Here is an 18,227-nt window from a genome sequence, read left to right on the forward strand (position 1 = left end):
GAGTACCAAAAAAGGACGAAGACGCACGTTCCTCGTCTTAATTTTCACAAAGTTATAACATTTTGTTTAAACATACAGAGAACCGTTTCACAAAGATAAATTCAAGTTCTGCTGTAAATCTTCAAGCACACTATAATTGGTGGCATCCATCTGGATCGGGGTAATACTGACATAGCCATTAGCAACAGCAAAAAAATCAGACTGAATATGACTTCGTGTTTTCTTTGGATCTGTGACTGCTTCGCCAGCTAACCCAATCCAGTAAACTTGCCGACCACGCGGATCAACATGACTGGTAATCGGCTTAGATTGGGCACGAAGCCCCTGATAGGTCACTCTTTCGCCTTGAAGCTCTGCAACATCTGGAATATTAATATTTAAAATATGTCGCGGTGGTAGGCTTGGCAAACCTCGTGCAATAAAATCATGTACCCATTTTGCTGCAACAGCATAATCATTTGCATGTTCATACGAACGAACATTACTACCTGCCAATGACACCGCAATTGCGGGCTGTTTCATCAAGCGTCCTTCAAATGCTGCCCCGACTGTCCCTGAGTAAAGTACATCATCACCCAAGTTTGCACCGCTGTTGATGCCACTCACCACCAGATCAAACTCAAAATCAAACAAACCATTCATGGAAAGATAGACACAATCGGCGGGTGTACCATTTACAGCCCAGACATCCTCTGCAATTGGAATTGGGCGTAAAGGACGATCCAGTGTTAATGCACTTGAAAATCCACTTCGCTCACTTTCTGGAGCAACGACGACCACACGACCTAAAGGTTTTAAAGCTTGAGCAAGTGCCTGAATGCCAGGTGCAAAAACACCATCATCATTGGCTATAAGGATATTCACAAAACAAGATCTCGATAAATGACTGTTGAGGTTAATCAATTGAAATATTTATTAAATTATATATATTTAACGATTAAATTCATTAATAATTTTGTGAAATCATGAGAATGTCCCTTCTATCACGCTTTTGTTTAATTACTTTAACGGTTATCACACTTAATCAAACTGCTTCTGCGGCAGCAACTTTAAATTCTGATGAAAATAATGCGCTGGTAAAAGAGGATATTGCAGGAACGCAGGTTTTAAGTGAAGTTTGCCCTGCCCTTATCGGAAAAAATGCCAAGTTTGAACAAAATATTCAAAAATTGATTCAAATGAACTTAAAACAATATACAGGTCAAACCATGACACTTTCAGTATTACAAAATGATGCTGAATACAAAGCATTGCTGGATGATGCCCATAAAGCAGTCAAAGAAACTCCAGCGGACGAACAAAAATCAGTCTGTGAAGATGTGCTGAATTTTGAAGACTAATTCAGCTCTTTTCAATGCTCATAAAGACTTTAAACACTGTCTTTAAAGTCTTTAGCCCTTTCATGCTCTACAGCAAAGATACAATTCAGAAATTAATTTTATGCTATAAGTGGTTCAAATTGTTTAAGTCTTGTTTTGAGTTTGAGTTTTTTATGAAGAAAAATCTTTTTAAAATAGCAGGTTTATCATTTCTTATCGCATCCAGTACGCTAATTACTGCAACCTCAACATTTGCAGCTGATAAAAAAACTGATGCTGAAAAAATTGAAGTTACACCTAGTTCAGATAATGTGACCCCCCAAGAACTTGCAGCCATTTATGTACTTTCTGAAGTCTGCCCAACTCTGATTGGCAAAGATTTGAAGTTTAATAAAGCTTACGAGAATCTGGTCAAAGCTTATTTGAACAACGAGCCAAACGCTGTTGAAATCTTGAAAAAACGTGTAAAAACCAAAGAGTTTCAGCCTGCATTAAAAGAAGCACGTGCCGATGCCAAAAAAGCATCTGATGATGATAATCGTCAAATTTGCGATGATGTTCGTAATTATTATTCCAAGTAGTCAATTATTTACAATATGTATGAAATAAGCCGACTGAAACCGTAGAAGTCGGCTTGGCTTTATCCTAAAATGCTAGGCTCGTCTGCTTCACACAAGTTATCGGAACCGCCTAGAATGATTCAAAAAAGCACCTTTGCTGCACTCATACTTTTACCTTCATTTTCATATGCAGCAACTGTTTTATCCTCACCCCCAGAATTAAATAATAAAGCTTATGTATTAATGGATTATGAGACGGGGCAAATTCTCGCATCGAAAAATGAAAATGAACACCTCGCCCCTGCTTCAATGACCAAAATGATGACCAGTTACATCATTGAGCAAAAACTTTTAAAGGGCGAGCTGACAGAAAACGAAAATGTTCGTATGAACGAATCAGCATGGTGTCGTGGGAGTAGTTCAGAATCATGTATGTATGTTCCCTTAAACGGAACAGCAACCGTACTGGAAATGCTACGTGGCATTATTGTTCAATCAGGTAACGATGCTTCTGTAGCCATGGCTGAACACATTGCGGGCAATGAAGGTACTTTTGCCCACATGATGAATCAGGAAGCCAAACGAATTGGCATGAGCAATACCCATTTTATTAACTCTACGGGTATGCCTGCTGAAGGTCATTATTCTTCTGCCAAAGATATGGCACTTCTTGCACAACATATTATTAAAGACAGTTCAAAATATTATCCAATCTATTCTGAAAAAGAATTTACATTTAACGGTATTAAACAAGGTAACCGTAATGCCTTACTTTATACCGATCCAAGTGTGGATGGTTTAAAAACAGGTCATACCAACGAAGCTGGTTACTGTATGACCACTTCAAGTAAACGTGGTCCTATGCGTTTAATCTCAGTGATCTTTGGTACACCAAGCATGAATGAACGTGCTGCTCAAACACGTACTTTACTGGCTTGGGGCTATGCAAATTTTGAAACGGTTAATGTTCAACCTGCGAACCAAGTGCTGGCTAAAGCGAAAGTCTGGTTTGGTAAGCAAGATGAAGTACAGATTGGTTTAGCTGAAAACTTCAATGTTACGATGCCTAAAGGTCAAGCAGATAACATCAAAACGCAACTGGTGATTCAGCCAAAACTGAATGCACCTTTAGCCAAAGGTCAGGTCGTCGGTAAATTGGTGGCGAGCCTTGACGGTAAAGTCATTGCTGAAAAACCGCTTGTTGCCTTAAAGCCTGTGGAAGAAGCAGGTTTCTTCGCACGTATGATTGATCATATCAAAATGTTTTTTAGTAACTTATTTTAATTTTTAGAATAAGCAATTCGGGCATTCAGGCGCTTTAGTCTGAATGCTTTTTTATTTTATAATTCTTTAATCTCTGATTTTGAAACTAGCCATGACCAAGAACATTCGTCCCTATTTAGATCACTATCCACACATTGATGAAAGCTGTTATATCGATGAGATGTCCGTCGTGGTCGGAGATGTTCATTTAGCTGAGAATGTTTCTGTGTGGCCTTTTGCGGTGGTTCGAGGTGATGTTAATCATATTCGCATTGGTAAAAACAGCAATGTGCAAGATCACTGCATGCTGCATGTGACCCACAAGCAAACAGGCAAACCTGATGGTTCTCCTTTAATTATTGGTGAAGATGTCACAGTTGGACATCATGTGACTTTACATGGCTGCACCATTGGTAATCGGGTTTTAATCGGCATCAATACTGTGATTCTGGATGATGTGATTGTTGAAGATGATGTGATGATTGGCGCGGGCAGTTTGGTTCCACCACGTAAGGTTTTGGAAAGTGGATATTTATATGTCGGAAGTCCTATTCAAAAAGTACGACCTTTAACCGATAAAGAAAAAGCCTTTTTACCTTATTCAGCGCAGAATTATGTGAAGGTGAAGAATAATTATTTAAAAGAATAAGGATGTCTAACTCTTACCTTTTTAGAAAGTTTAATTTTTTGATTGGATATTTTTAATAAAATCCCTTTTAATTACATTTTAATCAAAATTAAATTGCTATGGAAAATTGGATCATTCCACTATTAGGTGACCTTGGTATAGGTTCTGTACTTACAGCAATAATTACAAAATTATTAGACCATTTTATTAATAGAAAGTCAGCCAAGCAAACCTTATTATATAAAGAAAAGAGGGAGGCTTATTTTGGTTTACTAGATGCCTTACATAAAGCAGCTATTCAACCTAGTATGGAAAATTCAAAGTATTTTGCCCTATGGCAAACTCGTGTAGAAGTTTTTGGCACACAAGAAATAGCAAATGGCGTACAAGGGATGGTTAATACCAATGAACCTAACCAGCGCCATGAAAGAGATATATTTTTCAAACAATTAATTAGTGCTATAAGAAAAGATTTACAAGATAACGCTTAGGAAACGATTGAATAGCCTACTTATCTAAGACAACATCACCTAGCCACCAAGCTTCAAATTTTGTATCATACTGCTTTTAAATCAGGGTGCTTTTTATGACCACTTGGACACCGCACGTTACCGTTGCCACAGTTGTTGAAAAAGATGGACGTTTTCTATTTGTCGAAGAACATACCGAAGGCGTGACCCATACTGTATTCAATCAACCTGCGGGTCATGTCGAATATGGTGAAACCCTGATCCAAGCCGCGATTAGAGAAACACGGGAAGAAACAGGACATACAGTTGAGATTGATGCCTTGCTTGGTGTCTACACCTATACCCCACCCATGTTTCCAGATCGTACCTATTATCGCTTTTGTTTTATAGCGCACAGTGTCAATGCTGATTTAAATGCAACGTTAGATACAGGTATTGTGCGTGCCGTCTGGATGAATCTGGATGAATTACAGGAAACCGCGCGCGCGCGTAGTCCTTTAGTTACTAAAGCCATTCAAGATGCTTTAAGCGGTCAACGTTATCCTTTATCGTTGATATACGAACATCACTCTCCTTCTTTCACTTCAAATCTGGATGCTTAATCCTATGTCACAACGCGTCATCGTCGGGATGTCTGGCGGAGTCGATTCTTCGGTTTCTGCTGCACTTTTACTTCAACAGGGATATCAGGTTGAAGGTCTTTTCATGAAAAACTGGGAAGAAGATGATGGAACGGAATACTGTACAGCACTTGAAGATCTAGCAGATGCGCAAGCCGTTGCCGATAAAATTGGCATTAAACTCCATACGGCTAACTTTGCCATGGAATATTGGGATCGCGTATTCGAGCATTTTCTTGCTGAATATGCTGCGGGACGTACCCCGAATCCAGATATTCTATGCAACAAAGAAATTAAATTTCGCGCGTTTTTAGATCATGCGATGACTTTGGGCGCAGACTTTATTGCCACGGGTCATTATGCACGTCGTGGTGAGAGTCTGCAAAATTCACGTGGTGAAAGCTATGCACCGTTATTGCGTGGTGCAGATAACAATAAAGACCAAACCTATTTTCTGCATGCAGTTCATGGTCGTGAAATTAATAAGACGCTATTTCCTGTGGGTGAAATTGAAAAACCTGAAGTGCGTAAAATTGCGGAACAACTTGATTTAGCAACTGCCAAGAAAAAAGACTCGACTGGAATTTGCTTTATTGGAGAACGTCGCTTCAATGATTTTCTTAAACAATATCTGCCTGCACAACCCGGAAAAATTGTTTTGGATAATGGCCAAGAGGTTGGTGAACATCATGGCTTAATGTACTATACGCTGGGTCAGCGTGGTGGTATTGGTTTAGGTGGTCTTAAAAATGCACCTGAAGGTGCATGGTTTGTACTGCATAAAGATATTGCCAATAATCGACTGGTGATTGGTCAAGGTCATGAACATCCACTCATGCAAAGTACACAACTTTGGAGTGAGTCGATTGACTGGGTGGCAGGTGAGCAAGAGATTCCAGCAACGGGTTTCCGATGCACGGCGAAAACTCGTTATCGTCAACCTGATCAAGCGTGTACAATCTATCGTGATGAAAATAGTGAAACAGGGATTCGCGTAGAATTTGATCAACCACAACGCGCTGTCACTCCAGGTCAAAGTGTGGTGTTTTACGCTGATGATGTATGTTTAGGTGGTGGTGTCATTTTACACACCAATGCACCCAAACCCGATTTTATTTAAAGTGTATTTGAAGGAATTTTAGGCATGGTTGATATTCCTTTTCAACAGCCTCAAGCACTCAATGTACGTCAAAACCGTGCATTGGCGCTTGCGGGTGTCTTTCAGTCCGCACAGTTGACGCACATGACAGCCATGACTGGTCAGCAAAGCATTGGTGAAAGTGGAAACTTTTATTTCGAACAACTGATTAAAGCGTGTCTCAATATTCGACCTGCCGTTAATTCTACAACTCAAACACTCGATTTTTTTAATCAACTTGCTGATATTTCATTGGGCTTAAAAACACTAGAAAGTAGTATTACCCAACCTTTTAGTAGCACACCCAAATCGCGCCTGCCCAAACTTTCCAATGCCAAATTGCCTATGACCTATGCCATGGCACTGCTACAACTGGAAAAGAAAGTTTATAAAAACCCAGAATTTGTTGAAATTATTGAAAAATCACAGCAAAAAATTCTAAAACAACTGTCTTTTTTCGATAACAACTACTTGCACCCCAGTATTATTGCCAATCTTGCTCAAACTTATGTAGATACAGCGGGTCAGATTAATCCACGAATTATGGTGCGTGGCAATGCTGAAGCCTTTAAAGATAGTCATCATACCAATCGTATTCGCGCCTGTTTATTTACAGGTTTACAGATGGCACATCTATGGCGGCAGTTGGGTGGTAGCTCTTGGAATATGATTTTTAGCAAACGTAAATTGCTACAGGACATTCAAACTCTCGCTCGTTTGCAATATCAAATGGTCTAATCCTGATGCTGCAACGAGTTTATTTTATATTTTTATACCCTCTCTAAATCTCTCCCTGAGGAACAACTAAAGTTCCGCAAGAGAGACTAACTTTAAGGAATCTGTATGAATGCTTTAACCGCACTCTCGCCACTTGACGGACGTTATGCAAGCAAATGTGATGCTCTACGCCCATATCTTTCTGAGTTTGGTTTAATTCATGCTCGCGTGACTGTTGAGGTGCGTTGGTTACAAGCACTTGCTAACCATTCTGAAATCATTGAAGTTGCTCCATTTTCAAGTCAAACCAATGCTGCCTTAGATGCGATTGTAAGCGACTTCTCTGAAGATGATGCCAATCGTATCAAAGAGATTGAACGTACCACCAATCATGATGTTAAAGCAGTTGAATATTTCCTTAAAGAAAAAATCGCAGGCATCGACGAACTTAAAAATGCAGGTGAATTTATTCACTTTGCATGTACTTCTGAAGACATTAATAACTTGTCTCATGCATTAATGCTAAAAAATGGTCGTGAAGTTTTACTGACCAGCATGAAGCAAATTTTAAATGCGATTGCAGCTTTGGCAACGACACACGCTGAACAACCAATGCTCTCTCGTACACACGGTCAAACTGCAAGCCCAACCACTTTGGGTAAAGAAATGGCAAACGTTGCTTATCGTTTGGCACGTCAAATCAAGCAATTTGAAAATGTTGAATTACTTGGCAAAATCAATGGTGCGGTAGGTAACTACAATGCCCACCTATCAGCTTATCCAGACATTGATTGGGCAGCACATGCACAAGCCTTTGTTGAGTCTTTAGGTTTAACCTTTAACCCATACACCACTCAAATTGAGCCACATGACTATATGGCTGAATTGTTTGATGCTTTACGTCGTTATAACACCATTCTGATTGATTTTAACCGCGACGTTTGGGGTTATATCTCTTTGGGCTACTTCAAGCAAAAATTAAAAGATGGCGAAGTAGGTTCTTCCACCATGCCACATAAAGTCAATCCGATTGACTTTGAAAACTCTGAAGGTAACTTGGGGATTGCCAATGCCGTCTTGGCTCACTTAGGTGAAAAATTGCCAATCTCTCGCTGGCAGCGTGACCTGACTGACTCAACCGTACTTCGTAATATGGGTGTTGGTTTTGCGCAAAGCTTGATTGCTTTTGATGCTTGCTTAAAAGGTGTCGGTAAGCTTGAACTCAATGCCAACCGTTTGAATGAAGATTTAGACCAAGCGCAAGAAGTTCTGGCAGAACCGATTCAAACAGTGATGCGTCGTTATAATGTTGAAAAACCATATGAAAAATTGAAAGCACTCACACGTGGTCAAGCCATGACACGTGACATGATGGTTAATTTTGTGAATGGTGACGAGCTTGCACAAGTCCCAACAGATGAGCGTGCACGTCTTGCTGAACTGACACCTGCAACTTACACAGGTAATGCCACAGAGCAAGCTAAACAAATCAATGATTTGATCAATAAACTTTAATCAATATCAGTTAAACTAGAGCGGAATCATTTTATAAATGGTTCCGCTTTTTATCGCCTATTACAAACAAAAAGAATGACCGTATATGATTGAAAAAAATTTTACCTTAAAACACTACCTTGCCATTCTTATTATTTTTGTTGAAATTGTCATTGCAAGTATTCAGCCGTTAGAGCTGGAATCTTATTTATTACATCAAGTGGGCACGGTATTGATGCTCATTCTACTTTTTGTGAGCTTTAAAAAAATTGGATTAGATTTTCAAAGTTTTAGTTTATATCTGGGTTTTCTTTTTATTCATATTCTGGCCGCCCATTATTTATATTCCTATGTGCCTTATAATGAGTGGATTAAAACAATTTTCCATGTTGATCTTAATCAGTTGTTTGGCTGGCAGCGTAATATGTATGATCGTCTAGTGCATTTTAGCTATGGCTTTTTACTTTACCCTTTTTTCTATCGCTGCTTTCAGGTTTGGTTTCCACAATCAAAGCCCAGTACATTATTCTTGCTGGTCTTACAGTTTGTGATGGCATCCAGTATGGCGTATGAACTGATTGAATGGCTAATCGCAATTGGCATGTCACCTGAAGCGGCTGAAAAATATAATGGACAACAAGGTGACATATGGGATGCCCATAAAGATATGCTGTTAGCCACGATTGGAGCCCTAATATTTGGTTTGGGACAATTATTGCTCGATAAAAAGCACTCTTAAATGAGTGCTTTTGAATTTAAACAAACAGAATCAAAGCTTAGGGTCGCGTATCTGAACCAGATGACTATTGGCTTTGCTTAAACTTTCGATCATTTTATTCATGATGGCTGGAATTAAGTTATCTGCCAATTGTGCAGCTTGCAATCCTAACTTTTCACCCAAAGTTGGACGCTTGCGTGTGCTAATTACATACACATCGTGCTGAGGCAATAAACCTAAAATATATTCATCTGATGTTTGTAATTTATCTACTAAATTCAGATCTAAAGCATCCTGACCGTACCAGTGTTCGCCTGTTGCAACTTTATCAACATTCAGTTGTGGACGGTATTTTTCTACAAAATGTTTAAACAGCGCATGCGTTTGCTGTAACTCTTCTTCAAATTTAGCTTTTCCTTCTGGGGTATTTTCACCAAACATGGTCACGGTACGCTTATATTCCCCTGCGGTATAAAGTTCAAAATCAACATTATGCTGCTTAAGCAAACGATTAAAGTTTGGAACCTGAGCCACTACCCCAATTGAACCTAAAATGGCAAACGGTGCAGAAATAATTTCACTGGCAATACAAGCCATCATATAACCACCACTGGCAGCGACTTTATCGACCACGATAGTGACGTGAAAACCTGCATCACGTAAACGAACCAGTTGCGCTGCTGCCAAGCCGTAACCGTGCACCATCCCCCCCGGACTTTCCAGACGTACAACTACACGATCTTTGCCTGCTTTTGCTGTGGCTAACACCAATGTAATTTCTTCACGTAATTGTTCAACAGCCGATGCCTGAATGTCGCCCTTGAAATCAAGTACAAAAACTTTTTGATTATTCTTTTTGCGTGATCTGGATTCTTTTGCCAGTTGTTGAGTTAACTGTAGCAACTCAAATTTTGATGCAGTCGTTTGCGCAATTTTTTTACGCTGTTCATTGACTCGTGCATTTAAATGGCTGACATGAAGTTCGGCAGGTAATTTGGGCAAATGAAATAGCATAAGCTGTTTGTTCTCTAAAGTTCCTATTTATGAACAAAAGATGAGGGTTAATCATAAAAATTTCAATATGACTTTTGAAAACAAGATGATATATAAGCTTTTTTTCAATAAAAAAAGCACCCCAAGGTGCTTCTCTGTACGTTTAGCAACTAACCGAACCGGCCTGTAATATAGGCTTCAGTTAACTGATGATCAGGTTGGGTAAAGACTTTCTCCGTCGAGTTCACTTCAATCAGGTCACCCAAGTGGAAATACGCTGTACGATCTGATACACGTGCTGCCTGTTGCATCGAGTGGGTTACAATTGCAATGGTATATTGAGTAGAAAGCTCTGAAATCAGCTCTTCTACTTTAGCCGTTGCAATCGGATCAAGTGCCGAACAAGGCTCATCCATCAAAATAACTTCTGGGCTAACCGCAATCGTACGCGCAATACATAAACGCTGTTGTTGACCACCTGATAAACCTGTACCCGGCTGGCTTAGACGATCTTTGACTTCGTCCCAAAGACCTGCTTTACGTAAGCTATTTTCAACGATTTCTTCCAGATCGTATTTATCGCGCGCCAAACCATGAAGTTTTGGTCCATAAGCGACATTGTCAAAAATAGATTTCGGAAATGGATTAGGTTTCTGGAAAACCATGCCCACTTGCGCTCGCAATAACACCACATCCAGATTTGGATCATAAATGTCATGATTATCTAACAACACCTTACCTGTCACTCGACAGCTATCAATGGTGTCGTTCATACGGTTAAGTGTGCGCAGAAAAGTCGATTTACCACAACCCGAAGGTCCAATAAATGCAATCACTTCATTTTCATAGACTTCTAAGTCAATGCCTTTAATGGCTTCACTGTCACCATAATAAACATGAACATCATTGGTACTTAGCTTTACTTTGGTCTTTGTTTCTTTTTTAGTACTGACTTGAGTATCAAACTGAGAAACAAATGAAGTTTGACGCTTTTGTTCAGTTTCAACACCGCTAAATTGTTTTTGCTCAGAAGTCACGGCTGTATCCTTTTCTAAGGCGTTTGCTGTATCAGTTGTATCAATATTCATCATCTTACCCTCTATTACCAACGCACTTCGAATTTTTTACGTAACCAAATGGCTAAACTATTCAAACCAATCATCATTGCCAGTAAAACGATAATTGCTGCTGCGGTACGTCCTTCAAAGAAATTACGTAGTTCATTACCCTGCCATAAGAAAATTTGCACGGGTAACGCAGTTGACTGATCTAAAGGACTGGTCGGCACACTGGCGACGAAAGCACTCATACCAATTAAAAGTAACGGTGCTGTTTCACCTAAAGCTTGTGCCACACCAATAATCGCACCTGTTAAAATACCCGGTAAAGCAAGCGGTAATACATGATGAAAAACCACTTGTACACGCGAAGCACCCAAACCTAAAGCAGCTTGACGAATCGACGGCGGCACGGCTTTGAGTGCCGCACGTGTAGTAATAATCACGGTTGGTAATGTCATTAAACTTAGAACCAAACCACCGACCAAAGGTGCAGACAATGGTAAATGCATCCAGTTAATAAAGATGGCCGCACCCAATAAACCAAATACGATGGATGGAACTGCTGCCAAGTTGTTAATATTGACTTCGACGACATCTGTAATCACATTTTGCTTGGCAAACTCTTCCAGATAGACCGCACTGGCCACCCCAATTGGAATCGAGATAAAGATCACGATCAGCATCATGAATAATGAACCCATAAATGCGCCGGCTAACCCACTGGTCGCTGGTGAACTACGTGAGTCTGGATTGGTAAAAATATTGGTATTAAACGAATGCGTTAAGACTCCATTTTTATCCAATTGATCGGCCAATTGACGTATTTCTGGGCTGAGTTGTTGTTGTTCGTCAGGTAAGCTACGGTCAATTTTCCCCGTGAGCCAGACATCAATATTTGCATCTGCCAAAAACTTAATTTCTTCGCGTTTACCAATCAAAGATGGATCCTTAAACACCATATCCCGTAATCGATAAGCTTCTGAACTGGTATATAAGCTACTCAAGTCATCACGTTTTGCGGCTAAAGCTGGATCTTTGGCAATCAAGCCATTCACAATCAGTGCATCCCAATCCACCATGCCCATTTTAGTTTGCCAGTCGATGTAACGCTCCTGAAAATGTGCGGGCGTTTCTCCTGCTGCCTGTACAGGTTTAGGGCCTGCATCAATGACAGTCGGATCAAAATAAACAGGAACTTTCATGCTGGTTTGCCAAAAAGCAGGCAAACCTTTTGACAAAATACTGCCAAATAAAAGCGCCACAAAGAACAAACCAATCACAACAGCCGAAAAGCCAAATAATCGAAAGGTTGTTTCTTTACGATGACGCTTTGCCAAAGATTTTTCAATTTTATCTTTGCGTTTTGCACGTAATTCAGCGGCAACTTCAGGATCAAAACCTTTTTGGTCCATTGATGTAGATGTATTTGATGTACTCATTCGTATTGCTCGCGATATTTACGCACGATATAAAGTGCAACAATGTTAAGCCCCAAGGTAATCACAAACAGTGTTAACCCCAAGGCAAATGCCACCAATGCCTGCGGACTTGCAAAGTCTGTATCACCGGTTAACTGGTTTACAATCGTGATTGTGACGGTCGAAACAGCTTCGAGCGGATTAGCATGTAATAATGGGCTATTTCCTGCTGCCAACACCACAATCATGGTTTCACCAATTGCGCGAGACGCGGCAAGCAAGAATGCACCAATAATTCCCGGTAATGCAGCCGGAATAACCACCTGAAGAATTGTTTCTGATTTAGTCGCACCTAGTCCAAGTGAACCATCACGTAATGCACGTGGCACTTGAGTAATAATGTCGTCAGAAAGTGAAGAAACAAACGGAATAATCATGATCCCCATCACGAAACCCGCAGTCAGCGCACTGGTGGCATTAATATTAATGCCGACCATTTCTCCAAGCATTTTGAAGAAAGGTCCAATAACCATTAACGCAAATACACCATATACGATGGTCGGAATACCTGCCAAAATTTCAATAGCGGGTTTTGCCCAAGAGCGTAATGTAGAAGATGCATATTCAGCCAGATAAATCGCAATCATTAGACCAATTGGAACCGCAACCAGTAAGGCAATCGCGCTCACCATCAGCGTACCCCAGAGCAATGGAAGTAAACCATAACTGCCTTCTGCGCTACCTGATGTACTAAACCCCGGATTCCATTCAGTTCCAAAGAAAAAGTCTAGTGGGCTAACAAATGAGAAGAAGCGTAATGCCTCACTAAACATTGACATGACAATGCCCAGTGTCGTTAAAATTGCCACACCCGAACATAATGCCAATGCAATATTAATGACACGTTCTACTTTATTACGTGCACGATACTGCCCTGCCACATGTTTTTTTGCCCAGATTAATCCCACAATTGCAGCACAAAGTACCACTGCAAATTTAGCATATGAACCAATGGTCTGAATTTTGGCAAGCTGTTGAGCGGCTGCGAGCTCATAGACGGCAGGTTGATCTGTCACCCCAAAACCAGAAGCAATGGCTTTGACACGATTCATCAGCACTTCGATACTGGCCTGATCCATACTGGCTAAAGTTGCCGCCGGCACCTGATCCAATACCACATGTTTTAAAATATTAGGTTCAACTAAATTCCAAACAATCAAAATTAAAAAAGCAGGGATCCCGCACCACAGCGCAACCAGCGCACCGTAGTAACCCGGACGCGAATGTAATACCGCAGTATTATTTCCCTTACCTGCTAGGCTACGACTTTTTGATAGCCCGATTTGATAAGCTATGGCGATGAGTGCCAGTAGCACGCCAATCAATAGCAGATTCATGTAATCTCCACCGTTTTCTCAATTTTCATGATTTGAAAAAACCCAGTTAAAATCTTGCTAGACCAAAAGCTGATGGAGGTCTATACCCACCATCAGCCTTCGATTCAAATATATTACTTAACAGACTTGCCCGCTTTAAAGTCTGCTAGAACTTTTGAACGCTCTGAATCAGACATCGAAATTAAACCTGCTTTTTCCAGCTTAGAGCCTTTACCTGAAGTCTTCTTGTTCAAGAAAAATTCAACATATTGTGGTAAGCCTTTGATTGATTTCAAATGCTCGCCTTTTACATAAAAGAATAATGGACGAGATACCGGGTAGCTGCCATTCAAAATTGTCTTTTCAGAAGGTGCAACATTGTTTACAGTGGCAACACGTAACTTGTCACGGTTTTGATCATAGAAACCTAAACCAAAAACACCGACTGCACTTGGAGAAGTTTTTAAACGAGCCAAAGTTTCAGTGTAATCGCCAGCGATTTCAATGACGCGACCATCTTTACGGAACGCTGAACAGGCTTTTTTCTGGTCATCTTTATCCAATTTTTTGAAATAGTCATACGCTTCACAGCCTGCTTCTACCATTTTTTCCTGGAACACTTCACGTGTACCGTGGTTAGAAGCTGGAATAACTAAAGTAATTGGCTCATTTGGCAGTGACTTATCAATCTGATTCCAGCGCGTATACGGGTTTGCAACAAGCTGACCATTTGATGGTAATTTTTCTGCAAGTGCAGCAAATACAAATGCTGGTTTTAATTTATATGCAGCTTTATTTGAATTTGATGCAAAGACGATGCCGTCATAACCAATTTTAATTTCTTGTACTTGGTTCACGCCTGCTTTTTTACAAGCCGCTAATTCAGTATCTTTGATTTTACGTGACGCGTTTGCGATATCAATCGTGTTATCACCAACACCTTGACAAAACTGCTTTAGACCACCCGATGTACCACCAGAACCAACAACAGGTGTTTTAAACTGTGGAAAAGTATTCCCAAATTCTTCTGCAACAATACTTGCATAAGGTAAAACAGTTGATGAACCAGCGATCTGAATGGTATCACGGGCTGCATTTGCAGTTGTCGCTACAGCGGCCCCAGAAACTGCAAGTGCAATGGCAAGTTGGCGTGAATTTAAGCGCATGCTTTTCTCTCTTTATTTAGCGTAATGTGGGTACATCACTTTAGAAACAGTGTTTGTACTTTGGATAACAGCATTTTGATTTTAAAATGTGACAATTAAGTGACAGCTACATGACGCTTTTATGATAATTACCGCCTAAACTTTGATTTTTATAAAATTCTTTTAATTTCAATATGTAACTTCAATTTTCAAGACATACTTTTTATTTTTATTTACCAATGAAAATGTAATATTTCATTGTTTTGTCATAAAAAAGGCCACCGAAGTGACCTTTTTGTGACCATTACAAGATTTAGTCAATCGCAGGCGTATAAGTTCCCGCAACAATTGCATCTTTAATGCGATCACTTTCAGCAACAACCATTGCCAATAAGCTTTTTACATTATCCAGTGTAGCCACTGGGCTCAGTGTGGTCATTTTTAAAGACTGCACCTGGCCGACTTTAGTGACGCCAATATTGGCATCGCCACGCGCAAATAATTCATCTGCCACGTTTTGATTCAAGCTATCAATAAATTCAACCGGATAGCCTTCTGGCACAACACGGAACAATACCGAAGCAAATTGTGGCTCAACCAACAATTCAAGTCCATCAGTCGCCTTGATGTAATCGGCCACTTCACGGGTTAGCTTCACACCATGATCAATCATCGAACCATAAAGTTCTTCGCCGAGTGCTTCCACAGTCATCCATAGCTTTAAAGCATCAAAACGACGTGTCGTTTGCAATGATTTAGACACAAGGTTCGGAACACCGTGCTCTTCATCATAAGCTGAGTTTAAATACTCTGCTTCATAGTGCATAAAGCGGTAATTGGCTTCATCTTTGAGTAAGAACGCACCACAGCTAATGCTTTGGAAATAATGCTTATGGAAATCCAGTGTGATTGAATCAGAAAGCTCAATACCATCCAACATATCACGATGTGCATTAGACAGAATTAATGCACCACCCCAAGCCGCATCAATGTGCATCCACGAACCATATTTGTTCGTAATTTCACGGATTTTCTTGAGAGGGTCAATCGCACCAGCATCCGTTGTCCCTGCAGTTGCAACCACACACGCCACAATTTTGCCTTCAGCTTGCAAATGTGCCATGGTTTTTTCTAGTGCATCGACATCCATTTGGGCATTGTCGTTCACAGGAACAGTCACCACAGACTGAAAACCCATGCCCATCATCGCCATGTTCTTTTGCACAGAAAAATGCGCATTTTCAGAACAGATAACTTTGACATTTTTCATCGCATCGCTTGGAATGCCGTCACGCTGTACTGACCATGGCTGACCATTTTCATCTTTCCAGTTTTTGGAAATACACCAGTCACGTGCCAGTAGAACGCCCATTAAGTTAGACTGGGTACCACCTGAGGTAAATACACCCGCCTGACCCGATCCATAACCGACTTTTTGACGCAACCAATCGATGAGCTGCACTTCCATCAATGAACCCGCAGGACTTTGATCCCATGAGTCCATCGACTGGTTAGTCGCATTGATCAGCACTTCTGCAATTTGGCTAGTCACCATGGTTGGACAGTGCAAATGCGCAAGTGAATACGGATGATGCACTTTCAAACTTTTGTTGAGAAATAACTCAACCATACGACTTAAAGACTGATGTAAACCTAATCCTTCTTTTGAAGGATTAAAAGAAATCGCTGAACGCAATTCCTTGATGCTACCACCTGTGTACATTTTATCGTTTTGCAACCATGCAGCGACGGCTTTCACCGCCTCATCCATAGCTGACTGATAATCAGCTATAGAACCCGCATCATTGCAGAGTAACGCTTTACGATGTTCTGCAAAATCAACCATGCGCTTAGCCTCGAACTGCTTTCAGTGCTTCACCTATTGCTTGTTTAAAACGAGCAATCACTTCAACACATTCATCTTGACTAATGATAAGCGGACAAAGTAGACGAATGACTGTACCGTTACGACCACCTTTTTCAAGCAAAAGCTTATTGTTAAAACAAGCTGTTTGAATGGCAGCAGCCAATTGTGCATCGGCAGGACGTGAACCAATACGATCTGCTGGTTTACGCTCATCGACAATTTCGATACCAATCATGAGACCGCGACCACGCACGTTGCCAATACATGGAAATTCCTGAGCCAATTTTTTAAGTTCAGCCTGTAAGAAGTCACCGCGTTCTTGTGCATTTTGAGCCAGATTTTGCTCTTTAATGGTTTTTAAAACCATTAGGCCTGTACCCATTGCTAACTGGTTACCACGGAAAGTACCCGTGTGACCCGCAGGTTGCCATGCATCAAACTTACGTTTAATACCCAATACGGCAAGTGGTAAACCACCACCGACTGCTTTTGACATCACCACCACATCAGGTTCAATTCCTGCATGTTCAAACGCAAACATTTTGCCTGAACGAGCAAAACCAGCCTGAACTTCGTCCAGAATAAGCACGATATTATGCTTTTCAGTCACTTCACGGATTTTTTGCAGCCATTTTACTGGTGCTGTGACCACACCACCTTCACCTTGAATCGCTTCAAGAATCACGGCAGCAGGTTTAGTCACACCGCTTTCAACATCTTCAATTAAATTTTCAAAATAATAGGTTAATGCGTCAACACCCGCTTCACCGCCTAAACCCAATGGGCAGCGATATTCATGCGGATATGGCATAAATTGAACGCCGGGCATTAAATTGTTGACTGCATTCTTAGCACTTAAGTTACCTGTCATCGCAAGTGAACCGTGCGTCATACCATGATAACCGCCAGAGAAACTAATCACTGAGCTACGACCAGTATAAGTTTTGGCAAGTTTAATCGCAGCTTCGGTCGCATCTGCACCAGATGGACCACAGAACTGTAAGCAGTATTCTTCCTGACCACCCGGTAGATGAGCCAGTAATGCTTCAGTAAATGCATCTTTCAAAGGAGTGGTTAAATCTAAAGTATGTAATGGAAGACCGCTTGCAAGCGTGTCCTGAATACTTTGAATGACCGCAGGATGATTATGGCCTAAAGCCAATGTTCCTGCTCCTGCTAAACAATCAAGGTATTGTGTACCTTCCACATCTGTTACCCAACAACCTTGTGCTTTAGCAATGGCGAGTGGTAACTTGCGTGGATAACTACGAACGTTCGATTCCATCTGACTTTGGCGAGTCAAGTAGTATTCGTTAGTTGAATGGGTGGCAGGATTTACGGAATTAACGCTCATATCGAATTACCATCTCTGATATGGGTTGAAAGAAATAAGTCTGGTGACTTGCGGTCCTTTGACTCGGTGCTTGTAGGATTCTAGTT

General features: G+C 40.7%; 18 protein-coding genes. 10 read left to right on the top strand and 8 right to left on the bottom strand.

Features of this window, described 5'->3' with window-relative positions; all coding sequences use genetic code 11:
- Window positions 1-87: 87 nt before the first annotated feature.
- On the bottom strand, window positions 88-864 hold the full coding sequence (gene surE, locus E0D95_RS05315; RefSeq protein WP_130802914.1) for a 5'/3'-nucleotidase SurE: 777 nt from the start codon (window positions 862-864) through the stop codon (window positions 88-90).
- Between the two features lie 101 nt (window positions 865-965).
- Here surE and E0D95_RS05320 point away from each other — a divergent pair, with 101 nt between their 5' ends.
- The 10 genes from E0D95_RS05320 (at window position 966) to E0D95_RS05365 (ending at window position 8,948) form a co-directional block, all read left to right on the top strand.
- Window positions 966-1,340 (top strand): MCR_0457 family protein, encoded by a 375-nt coding sequence (locus tag E0D95_RS05320; RefSeq protein WP_130802915.1) that lies wholly within the window; start codon window positions 966-968, stop codon window positions 1,338-1,340.
- Between the two features lie 152 nt (window positions 1,341-1,492).
- Window positions 1,493-1,900, top strand: a complete 408-nt coding sequence (locus tag E0D95_RS05325; protein WP_130802916.1) for an MCR_0457 family protein — start codon at window positions 1,493-1,495, stop codon at window positions 1,898-1,900.
- Window positions 1,901-2,014: 114 nt separating this feature from the next.
- Window positions 2,015-3,163 (top strand): D-alanyl-D-alanine carboxypeptidase PBP5/6, encoded by a 1,149-nt coding sequence (dacC, locus tag E0D95_RS05330; protein WP_130802917.1) that lies wholly within the window; start codon window positions 2,015-2,017, stop codon window positions 3,161-3,163.
- Between the two features lie 91 nt (window positions 3,164-3,254).
- Entirely contained in the window at window positions 3,255-3,791 is a 537-nt protein-coding gene (locus E0D95_RS05335) for a gamma carbonic anhydrase family protein (RefSeq protein ID WP_130802918.1), read from the top strand.
- A 98-nt stretch (window positions 3,792-3,889) separates the two neighbouring features.
- Window positions 3,890-4,261, top strand: a complete 372-nt coding sequence (locus E0D95_RS05340) for a hypothetical protein (RefSeq protein WP_130802919.1) — start codon at window positions 3,890-3,892, stop codon at window positions 4,259-4,261.
- Between the two features lie 95 nt (window positions 4,262-4,356).
- On the top strand, window positions 4,357-4,842 hold the full coding sequence (locus E0D95_RS05345; protein WP_130802920.1) for an NUDIX hydrolase: 486 nt from the start codon (window positions 4,357-4,359) through the stop codon (window positions 4,840-4,842).
- Between the two features lie 4 nt (window positions 4,843-4,846).
- Window positions 4,847-5,980, top strand: coding sequence for a tRNA 2-thiouridine(34) synthase MnmA (gene mnmA / locus E0D95_RS05350; protein ID WP_130802921.1), 1,134 nt, complete (start codon window positions 4,847-4,849; stop codon window positions 5,978-5,980).
- A 24-nt stretch (window positions 5,981-6,004) separates the two neighbouring features.
- Window positions 6,005-6,736 carry a high frequency lysogenization protein HflD gene (gene hflD, locus E0D95_RS05355; RefSeq protein WP_130802922.1) on the top strand — a complete coding sequence of 244 codons (732 nt, stop codon included), beginning with the start codon at window positions 6,005-6,007 and terminating at the stop codon, window positions 6,734-6,736.
- Window positions 6,737-6,841: 105 nt separating this feature from the next.
- Complete coding sequence (gene purB / locus E0D95_RS05360; protein WP_130802923.1) at window positions 6,842-8,230, top strand: adenylosuccinate lyase; 1,389 nt, start codon at window positions 6,842-6,844, stop codon at window positions 8,228-8,230.
- A gap of 85 nt (window positions 8,231-8,315) precedes the next feature.
- Window positions 8,316-8,948 (top strand): DUF2238 domain-containing protein, encoded by a 633-nt coding sequence (locus tag E0D95_RS05365; RefSeq protein WP_130802924.1) that lies wholly within the window; start codon window positions 8,316-8,318, stop codon window positions 8,946-8,948.
- 30 nt (window positions 8,949-8,978) lie between these two features.
- On the opposite strand, the gene sohB is transcribed toward E0D95_RS05365, so the two are convergent.
- The 7 genes from sohB to E0D95_RS05400 all read right to left on the bottom strand — a co-directional run bounded on the left by sohB (window position 8,979) and on the right by E0D95_RS05400 (window position 18,141).
- Window positions 8,979-9,941, bottom strand: coding sequence for a protease SohB (gene sohB / locus E0D95_RS05370; protein ID WP_130802925.1), 963 nt, complete (start codon window positions 9,939-9,941; stop codon window positions 8,979-8,981).
- Window positions 9,942-10,090: 149 nt separating this feature from the next.
- The gene (gene pstB, locus E0D95_RS05375) at window positions 10,091-11,008 is read right to left on the bottom strand and encodes a phosphate ABC transporter ATP-binding protein PstB (RefSeq protein WP_130802926.1); all 918 of its coding nucleotides are present in this window, start codon (window positions 11,006-11,008) and stop codon (window positions 10,091-10,093) included.
- A 14-nt stretch (window positions 11,009-11,022) separates the two neighbouring features.
- A complete protein-coding gene (pstA, locus tag E0D95_RS05380) occupies window positions 11,023-12,420 on the bottom strand; it encodes a phosphate ABC transporter permease PstA (RefSeq protein ID WP_130802927.1) in 1,398 nt (465 codons plus the stop codon).
- Complete coding sequence (gene pstC, locus E0D95_RS05385) at window positions 12,417-13,796, bottom strand: phosphate ABC transporter permease subunit PstC (protein ID WP_130802928.1); 1,380 nt, start codon at window positions 13,794-13,796, stop codon at window positions 12,417-12,419. The genes pstA and pstC overlap by 4 nt, the downstream gene beginning before the upstream one ends.
- Window positions 13,797-13,909: 113 nt before the next feature.
- Entirely contained in the window at window positions 13,910-14,941 is a 1,032-nt protein-coding gene (locus tag E0D95_RS05390; RefSeq protein ID WP_130802929.1) for a substrate-binding domain-containing protein, read from the bottom strand.
- Window positions 14,942-15,233: 292 nt separating this feature from the next.
- Window positions 15,234-16,766: a pyridoxal phosphate-dependent decarboxylase family protein gene (locus E0D95_RS05395; RefSeq protein WP_130802930.1), complete on the bottom strand. Its 1,533-nt coding sequence runs from the start codon at window positions 16,764-16,766 to the stop codon at window positions 15,234-15,236.
- A gap of 4 nt (window positions 16,767-16,770) precedes the next feature.
- Complete coding sequence (locus E0D95_RS05400; RefSeq protein ID WP_130802931.1) at window positions 16,771-18,141, bottom strand: diaminobutyrate--2-oxoglutarate transaminase; 1,371 nt, start codon at window positions 18,139-18,141, stop codon at window positions 16,771-16,773.
- Window positions 18,142-18,227: the final 86 nt, after the last annotated feature.

Source organism: Acinetobacter ihumii, from assembly GCF_900625095.1.
Lineage (GTDB): Bacteria > Pseudomonadota > Gammaproteobacteria > Pseudomonadales > Moraxellaceae > Acinetobacter > Acinetobacter ihumii.

Excerpts from the sequence above, each read along its gene's own strand:
- E0D95_RS05320 (WP_130802915.1), top strand. The coding sequence starts at position 966 with ATGAGAATGTCCCTTCTATCACGCTTTTGTTTAATTACTTTAACGGTT.
- E0D95_RS05325 (WP_130802916.1), top strand. The coding sequence starts at position 1,493 with ATGAAGAAAAATCTTTTTAAAATAGCAGGTTTATCATTTCTTATCGCA.
- dacC (WP_130802917.1), top strand. The coding sequence starts at position 2,015 with ATGATTCAAAAAAGCACCTTTGCTGCACTCATACTTTTACCTTCATTT.
- E0D95_RS05335 (WP_130802918.1), top strand. The coding sequence starts at position 3,255 with ATGACCAAGAACATTCGTCCCTATTTAGATCACTATCCACACATTGAT.
- E0D95_RS05340 (WP_130802919.1), top strand. The coding sequence starts at position 3,890 with ATGGAAAATTGGATCATTCCACTATTAGGTGACCTTGGTATAGGTTCT.
- E0D95_RS05345 (WP_130802920.1), top strand. The coding sequence starts at position 4,357 with ATGACCACTTGGACACCGCACGTTACCGTTGCCACAGTTGTTGAAAAA.
- mnmA (WP_130802921.1), top strand. The coding sequence starts at position 4,847 with ATGTCACAACGCGTCATCGTCGGGATGTCTGGCGGAGTCGATTCTTCG.
- hflD (WP_130802922.1), top strand. The coding sequence starts at position 6,005 with ATGGTTGATATTCCTTTTCAACAGCCTCAAGCACTCAATGTACGTCAA.
- purB (WP_130802923.1), top strand. The coding sequence starts at position 6,842 with ATGAATGCTTTAACCGCACTCTCGCCACTTGACGGACGTTATGCAAGC.
- E0D95_RS05365 (WP_130802924.1), top strand. The coding sequence starts at position 8,316 with ATGATTGAAAAAAATTTTACCTTAAAACACTACCTTGCCATTCTTATT.
- sohB (WP_130802925.1), bottom strand. The coding sequence starts at position 9,941 with ATGCTATTTCATTTGCCCAAATTACCTGCCGAACTTCATGTCAGCCAT.
- pstB (WP_130802926.1), bottom strand. The coding sequence starts at position 11,008 with ATGAATATTGATACAACTGATACAGCAAACGCCTTAGAAAAGGATACA.
- pstA (WP_130802927.1), bottom strand. The coding sequence starts at position 12,420 with ATGAGTACATCAAATACATCTACATCAATGGACCAAAAAGGTTTTGAT.
- pstC (WP_130802928.1), bottom strand. The coding sequence starts at position 13,796 with ATGAATCTGCTATTGATTGGCGTGCTACTGGCACTCATCGCCATAGCT.
- E0D95_RS05390 (WP_130802929.1), bottom strand. The coding sequence starts at position 14,941 with ATGCGCTTAAATTCACGCCAACTTGCCATTGCACTTGCAGTTTCTGGG.
- E0D95_RS05395 (WP_130802930.1), bottom strand. The coding sequence starts at position 16,766 with ATGGTTGATTTTGCAGAACATCGTAAAGCGTTACTCTGCAATGATGCG.
- E0D95_RS05400 (WP_130802931.1), bottom strand. The coding sequence starts at position 18,141 with ATGAGCGTTAATTCCGTAAATCCTGCCACCCATTCAACTAACGAATAC.